The organism is Carboxylicivirga sediminis (genome assembly GCF_018156225.1).
Lineage (GTDB): Bacteria > Bacteroidota > Bacteroidia > Bacteroidales > Marinilabiliaceae > Carboxylicivirga > Carboxylicivirga sediminis.
Genome location: NZ_JAGTAR010000018.1, coordinates 59,820 through 73,845, shown reverse-complemented (window position 1 = coordinate 73,845; position 14,026 = coordinate 59,820). Strand labels below are relative to the sequence as shown.

Annotated in this window: 6 protein-coding genes; 4 read left to right on the top strand and 2 right to left on the bottom strand. The window is 45.0% G+C overall.

Annotation, left to right across the window (positions count from 1 at the left end; genetic code table 11):
* Positions 1-3: 3 nt before the first annotated feature.
* Positions 4-1,482 (bottom strand): sulfatase, encoded by a 1,479-nt coding sequence (locus tag KDU71_RS12460; RefSeq protein WP_212191407.1) that lies wholly within the window; start codon positions 1,480-1,482, stop codon positions 4-6.
* A 75-nt stretch (positions 1,483-1,557) separates the two neighbouring features.
* On the bottom strand, positions 1,558-2,853 hold the full coding sequence (locus tag KDU71_RS12455) for a T9SS type A sorting domain-containing protein (RefSeq protein ID WP_212191406.1): 1,296 nt from the start codon (positions 2,851-2,853) through the stop codon (positions 1,558-1,560).
* A 203-nt stretch (positions 2,854-3,056) separates the two neighbouring features.
* On the opposite strand from KDU71_RS12455, the gene KDU71_RS12450 reads away from it, so the two are divergent.
* The 4 genes from KDU71_RS12450 to KDU71_RS12435 all read left to right on the top strand — a co-directional run bounded on the left by KDU71_RS12450 (position 3,057) and on the right by KDU71_RS12435 (position 13,863).
* Positions 3,057-6,830 (top strand): sulfatase-like hydrolase/transferase, encoded by a 3,774-nt coding sequence (locus tag KDU71_RS12450; protein WP_212191405.1) that lies wholly within the window; start codon positions 3,057-3,059, stop codon positions 6,828-6,830.
* A gap of 3 nt (positions 6,831-6,833) precedes the next feature.
* Complete coding sequence (locus tag KDU71_RS12445; protein ID WP_212191404.1) at positions 6,834-8,495, top strand: sulfatase-like hydrolase/transferase; 1,662 nt, start codon at positions 6,834-6,836, stop codon at positions 8,493-8,495.
* 428 nt (positions 8,496-8,923) lie between these two features.
* Positions 8,924-11,980 carry a SusC/RagA family TonB-linked outer membrane protein gene (locus tag KDU71_RS12440; protein WP_212191403.1) on the top strand — a complete coding sequence of 1,019 codons (3,057 nt, stop codon included), beginning with the start codon at positions 8,924-8,926 and terminating at the stop codon, positions 11,978-11,980.
* A 5-nt stretch (positions 11,981-11,985) separates the two neighbouring features.
* On the top strand, positions 11,986-13,863 hold the full coding sequence (locus KDU71_RS12435) for a SusD/RagB family nutrient-binding outer membrane lipoprotein (protein ID WP_212191402.1): 1,878 nt from the start codon (positions 11,986-11,988) through the stop codon (positions 13,861-13,863).
* The last annotated feature ends 163 nt before the right edge of the window (positions 13,864-14,026 follow it).

Genomic DNA, 14,026 nt, shown 5'->3' with positions numbered 1-14,026 from the left:
TGATTAGTGTGCAGCCTTTTTCGACCACTTGTTTTTTGATGGATCCAATATCTCGGCATCAATAGATGCACGCCACTCTTTCACCAGCTGATGCAGCTCACCGGCCTTTTCTGGCATCTGCTCCGCCAGGTTATGCTGCTCGCCAATATCGTCTTTAAGATTGTAGAGCTCGATGGTGCCTTCATCGTACCAGTCCACCAGCTTATAGTCGCCCAGTCGTACGGCAGTGCTGTTGCGGTCGCCGGTGCTGGTTGGGCGTCCCATGGGTGAATGCCAGAAGATGGGTGTTTCCCTGTTAAATACTTGACCTTTAATGGCGCCTGTAACATCCACACCATCGATGTGGTCTTTGGGTCGTTGAGGCAATCCGGCCATTTGCAGCACCGTTGGATAAATATCTGTACCAGTCACCAGGGCATCCGACACCTGCCCTTGCGGCGTTACACCTGGCCATTTCACAATAAAAGCTTCGCGTATACCACCTTCGTAAAGCCAACCTTTACCATAGCGCAAAGGATAGTTACTAGTGGCCAGCTGCCGGGTATTACCACGTGTGGACAGTCCTCCGTTATCAGCCGTAAAGATGATAATGGTATTATCAGCCACCCCCAGCTCTTCCAATGTCTGGCATACCTTGGCCATGCTCTGGTCGATGCTTTCAATCATAGCTGCATACACCGGAAAGTCCTGGCGCAGCTTAGTATCGCCCGTAATGGTTTTTTCGTACTCAGGTAAGTCATAGCTCATTTCCGACTTAAGCTTTTTCTTGTATTTCGCCACCAACTCGGGTTTGGCTTCAAAGGGCGTGTGTACCCCATAGTGCGACAAGAACACAAAGAACGGCTCATCGGGCTTTTGTTGCACATGCTGCTGCATAAACTGAACTGTTTCATCGGTGAGGCGGTCGGTAATGTATTCACCTTCCTGCCCATTTTCCAGCCCGTGAATTTCTGTCTTTTTCAAGCCCTTGCGACCTGCAGGCGTCGATTCACCTTTGCGGTATGGATACCAATAGGTAGGCGGTGAGCCGGCAGCACCACCAGCCACATTAATATCAAAGCCCTGCATTTCGGGCATATTACCTTCTTTGTCCTTAAATAGCAAATGCCATTTACCGGTAAAGAATGTGGCATAGCCTCCTTCTTTCAAGGCCTCGGCAATGGTGACATCATCGGCCACTAAACCACCACGACCGGGCACATGACCCCGTGCCGGGTATTTCCCTGTCATCACCCCATAACGTGCCGGTACACATCGCGGATGAGCTGTATAAGCCTGTGTAAAGCGGATGCCTTCATCAGCCAGCTGGTCGATGGCAGGCGTTTCATAAAATTCAGAGCCCTGACAGCTTAAATCCATCCAACCCAAATCATCGACATAAAAGATGAGGATATTCGGTTGCCTGTCAGTTTTTCGCGGCTTGGCCTGAACCCCTAATGTCAGCACTAAAGCCACAACAAATAAAGTTGCTTTCCCTATCATTATATAAATCTACGTTATTAATCGTAAAAGACCCTTGATTTCTCAAAGGCCTTTTAGCAAAATCAATCCAGCGAACTATTGCTTGGTTACTTTTTTACGAATGGTTTGTCCATCGGCCTCCACCGACACAATGTAAACACCCTTGCTCAAGCCTGCAACATTCACCTGCTTACTGCCGGTATAGTCACTTGCCACCTTTTGACCAGTTAAGCTAAACACCTCTACCTTATTCACCTTGGCATCGGTCTTAATGCGAAGCTCCGATTGCATTGGGTTGGGGTAAAAAACGATGTCACTCGTCACTTTTTCAATGGATGTAGCTGTACCCTCTTCAATAGTAATATCATCAATCCAGATATTATAAGATTGTGTACCTGTCACTGTTTTATCGGCTGTATAAAAAAGTATAAGACGTGTAACGCCGCTTGATGGATTAGCCACCACCTCTGCGGTACCTGAGTAGGTAGCGTAGCTCGCTGTCAACGCACTCCATTCGGCTGAGTTTTCAACAAATCCTAATTTAGCAACCCCAACCCCACTGGCATCTGTTTTGGCTTTGAAGGAAACAGTATAGGTCCCTACAGGGATGTTAACTGTTCTAAATCTGAAGTCAGCGCCTTCCAGAGTTGTAATGGCAATTTTCATCGCCTTTGAACCTGAGGCTGCATCGGCATCAACTGTTGCCAGATATTCAGTAGTGTTGTCACCTCTCCAGAAACGGTCAAATACTTGTGGGTTGGTTGTTGGCCACATATCCATTTCACCATCTGTTGCATTCTGCTTAGCCAGTTCATCATTAATGGTGTAATCTGCCGACTCAAAATCTTCTGTAAATGGGAAGTTGGTATAATCAGGGGTAACCGGTTCAACCGGATCCACGCCTGTTGCACTCACGCCATAAAACAAATCATCTGCCACAAAAGTCATCGGAGCAGCTGCTGTCCCACTACCACATTGCAAAATAAACTTACTAATCGTCTTTACTTCAGTTTGTTCATAGGTATACTTAAAGAACTCCCAAACATCAGTTTCTGCAAATGTTCCTTTCACAAGCACTGATTTATTATCTGAAAACAGAACTTTAAACTTTGCTATCTCACCGGCTTTTCCCTTAGCCCAGAACGATACTTCATAAGCTTCAACAGGTACATTAATTTCTAAACCATTAATCTGTGCACCTTTGTTTACCTCTCCCTCAATTTGAAAAGCCTGATTTGAATCATGTCCAGGTGTTACAATTGTGCGACTAACGGCACCACTGTTAATCCAGCTATCGTCACCGTTTTCAAAATTGGCATTGCCTACCAAATTGGTCTGCGCATATATAGATGCGCTTAAACCGATAAATAAAAGAGTAAAAATTTTTCTCATAATAATTGAATTTAAAATTTGCTTCGACTAAGGTATCCAGGTAAGCACACGCAGGTGGTTGACAAATCGTTCCGCGAAGGTGTAAAAATGGTTCAATGTTAACTGGAACGATTTATCAACCTTGGCAGAACGATATGCATAACATACTAATAAGCAGTCGTTTTTAGCTTTACCTTTTAATACAATCAGTTTAAATACACACTATGAATAAATCACTACTGCTTTTACTAGCCGGCTTAATTCTGGGGCCTGTTATGCTGCTGTTGCAGGCACAAACCCAACGCCAGTTTTTTGACGATACCTGGCAGGAAAAATCATTTACAGAGCCGGGTACTTCTAAACCCATAGAGCTTAAACTAGCCAGCAATGCCGATGCCACCATTAGTATTGATGCTAACACCATTATCAATAATGTGCTACCCACGCACTTTGGCGTTAACACCACATTTCGCAATGGCAACGACCAGCTGAGCCGAACACACCTGTACACGAATGCTGGTATTGGCTCCATGCGTTACCCGGCTGGCAGTGGTTCCAATATCTACTTCTACGATGGTATCATTCCCAACGACTTCCGCATTGACTTTAATCCCATTGACGGCACCAAAAGTGCGAATATGACGCCTGAGCTGTTTGTGAAATTTAAAAACAATGCCAACAGCGAAGCCACTGTGGTGGTCAATTACTTTTATGCCCGCTATGGCATTACCAGCGAGGGCACACGTTCAGCCCGTGTTCAGCAAGCCGCCGACTATGCCGCCGGTTTTGTGCGCAAGCTTAACATTGACCTGAATGCCAATATCAAATACTGGGAAATAGGCAATGAATGCTACGGCGGATGGGAAGAAGGCTACGAGATAGATGGCGTTATTACCACAGGTAAAGAATATGGCGAAGATTTTTGCGTATTTACCGAGGCCATGAAAGCCGTTGACCCATCGATAAAAGTGGGCGCTGTTGTTACACGCGAAGACGATGACTGGAACAGCACCCTCCTCCCCGAAGTGCAAAATCATGCCGATTTTCTGGTGGTTCATAATTACTTTACTTCGGTAAAGGAAGCCACCGCTGAAAACATATTGGGAAGTGTGCCTCAAGTGGAGAGTGTGCATACGACGCTGCTCAACTGCGTGGAGAATTATACCGATAAAACACGCGATTACTTCCCGGTAGCCATGACTGAGTTTAACTCGCGCGGCCCTGTTAACTGCACCATGGTCAATGGCATATTTGTTACACGTGTACTGGCCGAAGCCATCAAACATGGCTATGGCATGGTGGACCTGTGGGTATCGGAATGGAAATGGAGTGAGACAGCCCAGGAATGTAAAGGCTTTCTGGCCAAGGACGATCCTGCTCAGGCTGATTATACACCGCGCCAGAGTTATGTCCCCTACCAGTACTTCAATCGGAGTTTTGGCGATCAAATGGTGAAATGCACATCAGATAATGCCGATATACAGGTGTATGCCTCCACTTTCAGCAGTGGTGAAACAGGACTTATCATCATCAACAGCAATGCCACAGCAAAAACCGTTAAGCTCGATCTGGAAGCACTTAATGCCGAAGAAGCTGACATTTACTGGCATGAGTTCTATGCCAACAGCATTGAGGCGAATGACAAGAAATTCTTTATCAACGGACAATCGGGCAATACTGTTGGCGGAGGACCCGATGACTTTGCAACCATTGCCCCTTATAAAGCAAGGTACACCAGCAAGCATGTGATTGAAGCCAGGAAATACAGTGTTAATTTTCTGGTGCTTAAACCCAAGGCGGTTAAACCTGAGTACAATGTACTGATGATTGCCGTTGACGACCTCAAACCATTATTAAACTGCTATGGTGAAACGCAAATACACACGCCCAATATCGATCGACTGGCCGAGCAAGGCGTGGTATTTACCAAGGCCTACTGTCAATGGGCTGTTTGCGGACCTTCTCGGGCCAGTATCATGACCGGTCAAACGCCTGATGGCACAGGCATCCGTAATCTAAGCTCTCAACTACGAGAGGAACGACCTGATTTGATTACCCTACCCGAATATTTTAGTAATCAGGGATACGCAACGGCCGGATGCGGTAAGATATATGATCCGCGTAATGTGGATGAGCACCATGATATCTACAGCTGGACGGTGCCATACACGCAACCTGGCAGCTACACCTATCCGGAACACTACCCGCCCTTTAAGCAGGGAACCAATTACCGGGTAAGAGCTAACACTGCCACCGAACAAGGCCCCGAAGGCGTTGACGATGATGGCTATACAGATGGACAGATTGCCCTGGATGCACTTGCTAAGCTGGATGTATTAAGCCAAAACAGCCAGCCGTTTTTTATGGCTGTAGGATTTAAGAAACCACACATTCCTTTTGTGGCACCTACAAAATACTGGGACCTGTATGACAGTAGCAGCATCGACTTGGCTGCCTTTCAGAAAGTAGCCACGGGCAGTCCTGACTATGCCTATCACACACCTGAACCTATTGGTTACGATGATATACCTGACACGTGGACCTATAACGATCCCACTCTGGGTGATGGCCTGTTAACACCCGACGACCAGCGCCAACTGCTTCATGGCTACTATGCTTGTGTATCCTATATTGATGCGCAGGTGGGTAAGCTACTTGACAAACTGGAAGAAACAAATATGGCTGATAAGACGGTTATCCTTCTCTTTGGTGACCATGGCTATCACCTGGGCGACCACAACCAGTGGGGCAAGCACACACAGTTTGAAAACTCGGCGAGGGCTCCCCTTATTATCAGTTCACCTAAGGGCATCAGCGGTCAGCACCATGCACCGGTTGAGTTTGTAGATATCTATCCAACACTTTGCGACCTGGCGGGCCTGGATATTCCTTCATCGAAGCTACAAGGTGAAAGCCTCGCACCTGTTCTCATGGGAGAATCAATCAATAAGGATATGGCTGTTACAGAATACCGCTCAGGAGGTGGCTCCAGCTACTCATTCAGAACAGATCGTTACCGCCTCACCTTATGGATGCAAGGCAGTAACGACCGCAGCGATTTGAGCGATTGGAATGCCTCGCGCATTAAAGCCATTGAGCTGTATGACTATGAGAATGACCCGCTGGAAACCACTAATCTGGCAAACGAGGCAGCCTATGCGGCTGTTGTGGAGGAGCTGAAAACCAAAGCAGGCAACTGGTGGACCATGCAATATAACTTTCTGAGCGGCCAGTCAGCCGGTGCATTAAGCATTCCTTTTATTGAGCATTTTGAAAATTACCAGTTAAATGATGCCTTTAACGGCGATTACTGGTTAAATAGTGAATCACTGTGGGAACGATTATGGCAAGGTGAATACCTGAATAGTTTTGAGGCCAAGGTGGTGGATGACTCCAATAACGAAGGCAGCCATGCATTAGAGCTGACATTCACTCCCAAAGCAAACGCCGATAATGGCCAGCTGATTAAACTGCAGACCATCGACCTGCAAAGTTTTGGCGGTAGCCACTTCATCATTTCATACAAAGCCAGAACGAATGCTGAAGGACAGAATAAGGTGAAAACAGGCGCTATCGAACAAACTGATGAGTGGCATGCCCTCAGTACCGAATACCAATACTTTTTCGATACGGTATCGCTCAACAACAACCGCTTAGCTCTTTACTTCAATAACATGAGTCTGACACCTGGTCAATCCTATAAAGTGTGGATAGATGACTTGAAAATATCCTATACCACCGTAACGGAAGCCAATGATATTGAGCAAGAGCATATGCCGTCGGTGGTGATATATCCGAATCCTGCCACTGATAAATTACACTTTAAAGCATCGCAAGCCATTAGCAGAGTAACTATCCTGAATACCAAAGGACAGGTGCTTATACGCCAGTGGGATGTGCAAAATACAGTTGATATCTCTACCTTGGCCGCAGGCATCTATTTTATTGAACTAGGCATTGGTCAGCAACGCAGCATACACAAATTCATTAAAGGATAAGGCATGATAGTGAAACACCTGAAATACATCCTGTTTTTTACAATAGTTGTAACATATAGCCTTCAGGGCAGTGCTCAGAAGCCCTACAATATTCTATGGCTAAGCTGCGAAGATATTGGTCCCATTATAAGTGCTTATGGTACCAATGGTATTGAAACACCCAATATAGATAGGCTGGCCCAAGAAGGTATCTTATTCAGTAAAGCCTATGCCACAGTGGGTGTTTGTGCCCCAAGTCGCTCATCCATTATAACAGGCATGTACCCCATCAGCATTGGTGCGCATAATATGCGAACAGGCGATCACTGGGCATTTCATGCGCCAGAAGACGAGCATTATCAAACCAGTATAAAAGTAAAAGATAAAACGGGTCGTAACGTGCCCCAATACTCGGTGGTGCCACCAGTAGAGGTCCGTTGTTTCACTGAATACCTGCGGGCAGCAGGTTACTTCTGTACCAATAATGCCAAGTGCGATTACCAGTTTAATTGCCCCATCACTGCCTGGGATGAAGTGGGCAATGATGCACATTATCAGCACCGACCTAAAGAACAACCGTTTTTTGCCGTATTCAATCATGGTATCACCCACGAATCGCAAATTTGGAAACGCCAAAGCGAACCATTAACAGTTGACACCAATGTGATACGCATACCAGACTATTACGCTAACATTCCGATTGTGCGCCGCGATGTGGGACGCAAGTATTCCAACATAGAAGCGCTGGATGCACAAATTGGTGAATGGCTGCAAAAGCTGGAAGAAGAGGATTTGCTTGACAGAACCATCATCTTTTTTTGGAGCGACCATGGCGGTCCCCTACTGAGACAAAAACGGGCAGTGGGCAACTCGGGCCTAAGAGTTCCTTTAATCGTTCGTTTTCCGGATAAAAGGCAAGCCGGAACGGTTGTGAATGACATTGTATCTTTGATAGATTTAGGACCAACCGTTTTATCATTGGCAGGCATTCAACCACCCGATTACATGCATGGCAAGGCCTTCTTGGGTGCATACAAAGCCGAAAATGGGCATCAATATGCTTTTGGCAGTGCAGACCGTTTTGATGAACATACCCAAATGAGCCGATCGGTGTTGGATGGCCACTATGTTTACATTCGCAACTACCTGCTTGATCAGCCTTATACCTATCCGCTGTATTACAGGGAGCAAATTGAGATGACCCGTGAACTGATTGCACTCAACCAACGAGGTCTTTTAAATGGTGATGCCAGCTATATCTTCCGGCAAAGCCTACCCAGAGAAGAATTATATGACCTGAAGCATGATCCGGATGAAGTCCATAACCTGACTAATCATCCCGCTTATAAGGATAAGCTGGAAGAGCTCAGAAACGCTTTATGCCATTGGCAACTAGAGATGAATGATAAAGGTTTTATTCCCGAGCATGACCTGGTTAACCTGATGTGGCCCAATGGTATTCAGCCACAAACGGAAACTGTCCAGTTCAGTACCAACAACCAACATGTCTCACTGACCTGCGCAACACCCGGCGCTTCGATTGCCTACCAAAAGGATGACAATATTGGCACTAACCTTTGGGAGTTATATTCTGAGCCAATAAAAATAACAAAAGGAAAAATCGCAGCAAGGGCTGTTCGAATCGGCTATCAAACTTCAGCAATCAATGAAATAATCGTGCATTAAAACAGGTGCATTCAAGTTATCGATAAAAAACGCAGAACCGTTAAAAGAACATTAACGGTTCTGCGCTTTTTTTACAATTCTTTAACGTTGAACATTTATACACCCCCCTCCTCATAAACTATAGTGCTGTTTTTGAAGCTCTTCAAATGACTGGCAATAGACCTGACTTAGTTTGTTTCTTAACAAATACAAAAATTATTTCCCCCATCACTTTTGTGGTACCTATTTACCTATTTTATTATTGGCATATCATTTGTTTATCGGCTTGCTCCCTTTCTATTGAAACGCATCGAGAGATGCATGAATCTATAATCTAGCTCATTCTAATAAAATAACGAAGTAATGCTAATACTTGTGCTGGGATCTAACTGCCTGTGGAGTAAATATGTCATTACACAAAAATTTATCTAACAAATAATTTACAGTTTATGAGAAGTTTATGGGTGCTCATTTTGGTTCTGTTGGCAGGCAATGCTTTTGCCCAACGGACTATAACAGGCCGTGTCAGTTCTGATGACGGGGAACCATTACCGGGAGCAAATATCATGATTAAAGGAACAATGAATGGTACTGTCACTAATCTTGACGGAGATTATGCGATAGAAATTGAGGATGACAATGCAACCCTTGTCTTCTCATTTATTGGCTTTGAAGCACAGGAGATTGCAGTTGGAAGCCAATCCGTTATTAACGTAACCTTAGGAGATGACTCGGAGCTGCTGGAAGATGTGGTGGTAACAGCTTTAGGTATCAAACGCGAAAAGAAAGCGCTGGGTTACTCAGTTGCAGAAGTTGGCGATGAAGCCTTCGAAAGCTCTAAGGCAGCCAACCCCATGTCATCATTATCCGGACGACTGTCGGGTGTGCAAATTAACTCAACCGGACAAGGAGCTGCTGGTTCTACTTCGGTAATTATCCGTGGTAATGCATTGGCCGATGGCTCTAACGAGCCACTTTATGTGGTAGATGGTATTCCTATCTCCAACAGCCAATACTCCAATGCTGACAGTAAAGACGGTGGTGGTATTGATTCGGGTAACGGCATGTCAGGTATCGCAGCCGATGACATCGAAAACATCTCTGTATTGAAAGGTGCCTCGGCAACGGCCTTGTACGGTTCGCGTGCCATTAATGGTGTAGTAATGATTACCACCAAATCTGGTAAAGGTGCACAAGGTACAACCATCGATTTCAACTCAACTACCACTATTGAAAATGCCCGTATTTATTCAGACTGGCAAAACGTTTACGGACAAGGTAACTTTGGTAACGCACCATCATCGATGCAGGAGGCCAAAGATAACACAGGTATGTGGGGTGCCAGATATTCGGATGTGAATAAGTATACTGATTACAGAGGTCAAAGCTCGGAGTATCGTTTTTACGACAACGAAAATAACTTCTACGAAACAGGTGTAACTACCAGCAACAACGTGGCCATTAACCACAACACCGAGTCATCGACACTGCGTATGTCGTATAGCAACCTGCAGAATAATGGCATGATGCCAAATACGGAATACAACCGAAATACATTGACCATGAACGGTTCAACAAAAGCATTGAACAATAAGCTGGAGTTAACCGGAAAAATTTCATATGTGAATGAGAGTTCAACCAATTCAATGATTGGTAACACACCGTTTTCGGCCAACCTGATGGGTACACCCAACAACGTGCCATTGTCAGACTTAAGAAACTACAAAGATCCGGTAACAGGATTACCTGTTGGTTTTGGCAACCTTAACTCAAATGTATACTGGAACCTGTATGAAGTAAGCCACTTGTATAATAAAGACCGGGTGATGTCAATGGCTCAGGCGAAGTATAACTTCACCAACGACTTAAGTGTGATGGTTCGTTACGGAGATGACAAAACGTTCTTCAACCAACAGTCTATTTGGCCAATTGGTACACCTCACTACCAACAAGGTAGAGCATCAGAAGTACGTGCCATCAACTCAGAAACCAACATCGACGGTATGCTGTCGTACAACAAAGACTTTACCGATTGGGGATTCACTGTAAATGTGGGTGCAGCACGTATGGATCAGGAATTTGATGAGCGTCAAATCTTTGACGAACGCTTCTCGGATCCATCTATGCAAAAGCCTGGTTTTGGTGAGGTAACCACCAGCTTTGTGAATTACAACCGAAAACGTATCAACTCAGTTTTCTCAACTGCACAATTGCGTTACAAGAACTTCTTGTACTTAGATGTGTCAGCCCGAAATGACTGGTCGTCCACACTAATCGACGCTCAACCATCTTATTTCTATCCATCTCTTAGTTCATCTTTTGTGTTTACTGAGATTATGGATACACCAGACTGGTTATCGTTTGGTAAACTGCGTGCTTCTTGGGCCAAAGTAGGTTCCGATACCGATCCTTACCGCACACGCTTATACTATAATATTGATGGCGTTTTACACCCGGGAGCCGGAGGTGATTCACCAAGTGGAGGTATCGGCAGTGGTACGGTACCCAACCGTAACCTGAAACCATCGATGAACGAATCGTATGAATTCGGCGTTGATCTTAAGTTCTTCAACAACCGTCTGGGACTTGATGTAGCGTATTACAACTCAAAAGCAACCAACCAGATTGTGCGCGTTGCAACAGCGCCATCAGCGGGTTACGACAATGCCATCATCAATGCTGGGGCTATTCAGAATGCCGGTGTTGAGATGAGCCTGTATGCCGATCCTGTTAAAACCAAGAATTTCAACTGGAACACAGCACTTAACTACGCTTACAACGAAAACAAAGTGCTTAGCTTAACAGAAGGGGTTAACCAGCTAACCTTATTTGAAACAAACGGAAGCGTTAGTGTGGTAGCTCGTCCTGGTGAGGAGTACGGTCAGATTATGGGTACTACTTATCGTCGTGATGATGCCGGAAACATCCTGTTGGATGAGAACGGCCGACCAATGGTCAATGATGGATTAAGTGTTATTGGCAACGCCTACCATAAAGTAATGCTTGGCTGGGTCAACCAGTTTCAGTACAAAAACTGGTCAGCTACATTTGTGATGGATGCAAAATTTGGTGGAGAAGTATATTCTCAAACAGAAGCACAGGCCTACTCAACCGGTCGCCATCAAGGCACATTAGATCGTGATGGCTACGATGGCGGTGTTTGGTATCCTTCTATCCTTGACGGACAGGGCACCAGCTCAACGCCACAGGAGTTTTACCAATCAGTAGCCAATATAGATGAGCAATTTGTGTATGACGCATCCTATGTGGCTATCCAGGAAATCAACATAACGTATCACTTACCATCGAAGCTGTTCGACAATGTTAACTTCATGAGAGGCGCTTCAGCAGGTTTATTTGTACGAAACCTGGGTTATGTATGGCGTGCTACTGATAACATCGATCCACAAGCTACTTTCTCTATTGCTAATGGTGGTGCAGGTGTTGAAATGGGTAACATGGCCCTGCCAACAACTTACGGATTCAACTTGAACATTAAATTCTAAGAACAATGAGAAATAAAATAACATATATGCTACTCGCTGCCGTAATGCTATTCTCGGCAGCCTGTACCGATGATTTTGAAAGAATCAACAACGACCCTAACCAGGGCGAGAAAATTGATCCGGGATTATTGCTAACCCGTGTTTGGATGCGTTACAACGGAACGCCCCATGAAGAACTGAGAGGTAACATGATTATGGCTGGTCCATTATCAGGCATTGTGCAATCGGCATATAGAACCGGACAAGCTTTCGATGGCAACAATGATCAATATAATGAAGCCAAATATGTAGAGATGTATAAGGATGCAGTGAAAAACGGGGTGCAGTTACTTAAAAACCTCGACACTGATAAAGAAAATGACAATACGGCAAAGACATCCATTGCTAACATCTCCTTGCAGTTTGTATTTCAGCGCTTAACCGATATGTATGGCGATATACCATACCACGACGCCGGTAATGCTTATAATACAGGCTCTTTCTATCCTGAATTTGACAGCCAGGAAGATATCTATAAGTCGATGGTAGACAGCCTGAAGAAGCACCGTGATATATTAATGGAAACCGATGCTGAACCATTCCTGCCGAAGAATGATATTTTCTTTGGTAATCTGGATGAGATGGAAAGAAACAAGGCATGGGCCAGAACCGCTAACTCTTTAATCATGCGATTAGGCATGAATGCGTCTGCTGCCGATGAATCATGGGCCCGCTCAACAGTTGAAGAGGCAGCCAATAACAAAGCCGGATTCATCACTTCCATTAAAATAGGAGATGCATTTATACTTCAAACCAGCGTAAACGGTGGTGATTGGGGTAACCACATTAATGGAGCTAACGCAACCAAGTGGGGACATACCTATGTTGGTGAGAAATGGCTGCGTCTGGCGCAACGCAACCGCGATCCGCGTATCTTTTATGTGGCATCTCAGGTTATTAATAACAGCGACTGGTCGGCATGGACAGGTATGAGCAACTTTGATGCTTTTGAGGAAGCACCCCAATACGGTGAACCATGGAAGCCAGTCACCTTTATGCCTGTTAAGGCAGGAGGAACCGAGTCATTATCCATCCGTGCTATGTATGCCGTAAAGGGTGAAGATGGTAATCAAACTAAAGTGGGTGGCGACTGGTTCGTTGACTTAAATACACACACGGCCGATTATGCCCAATACCATACTTTAACTGGTATTAACCCGGAAACTGTTGGTCACAGAGAAGCTCCTATTGTAGTATTTGGTGGCGACGAGTCATACTACATTTTGGCTGAGGCCAAAGAAAGAGGCTGGAACGTACCTGGTGATGTAGCATCTAACCTGGAAAAGGCAATGGAGCTTACCTTCGAAAAGTATCCAGTTCTCTTCCAGAAAGGATCTAATTCACCTCAAACATACCTGGCTATGCAATCGGCTACTGAAGGTACTGATTTGAGCTACGAAGGTTTGCAGGCTGAGTACATGGACAAGGTTATGGATGAAACCATTGATCTGGAGTTAATCTGGAGAGAGCGTTGGAAATCGCTAATGACCACTTTTGCCTACGATGCGTTTACTCTTTGGAACCGCACCAACCTGTCAATCATCCCTCAAGGGATTCCTTACCCGGGTACTGAGTTCACCGAAATACCTGTGTATACTGCTGAGCAAGTAGAAGATCCTGCATTTGCTATGGAGATTCCAACCAGTGAATTTACTAGTCAACCTTTCCACAATGGAGGTGATACAGAAGGACACCGTCCTCGCCGTATTAACTATCCAAATGCGGAAAGAACCAATAACACAGAAAACATCGAGGCTGCCATACAGCGCCAAATTAGTGAGTATGGCCAGGTAGGAAATGGTAGTCATTTCATCACTACCAGAATGTGGATCTCCAAACAATAAGTCACTAATAACCAAAACTTATTACTATATAATGAAGTCCTCAAGGGTATCCTTGGGGACTTTTTTATATGAGGATATACTAAAGCTATTGCTCATCATTCGTTAGAAAAGTTTAAAAACGCAAGTGATTTGATAAAGAATGTTAAGCCAGCTGCCTATGTGT

What these genes read in the sequence shown, in the direction of transcription:
- KDU71_RS12445 (WP_212191404.1), top strand. Translation starts at nt 6,834, where the DNA reads ATGATAGTGAAACACCTGAAATACATCCTGTTTTTTACAATAGTTGTA.
- KDU71_RS12440 (WP_212191403.1), top strand. Translation starts at nt 8,924, where the DNA reads ATGAGAAGTTTATGGGTGCTCATTTTGGTTCTGTTGGCAGGCAATGCT.
- KDU71_RS12450 (WP_212191405.1), top strand. Translation starts at nt 3,057, where the DNA reads ATGAATAAATCACTACTGCTTTTACTAGCCGGCTTAATTCTGGGGCCT.
- KDU71_RS12460 (WP_212191407.1), bottom strand. Translation starts at nt 1,482, where the DNA reads ATGATAGGGAAAGCAACTTTATTTGTTGTGGCTTTAGTGCTGACATTA.
- KDU71_RS12455 (WP_212191406.1), bottom strand. Translation starts at nt 2,853, where the DNA reads ATGAGAAAAATTTTTACTCTTTTATTTATCGGTTTAAGCGCATCTATA.
- KDU71_RS12435 (WP_212191402.1), top strand. Translation starts at nt 11,986, where the DNA reads ATGAGAAATAAAATAACATATATGCTACTCGCTGCCGTAATGCTATTC.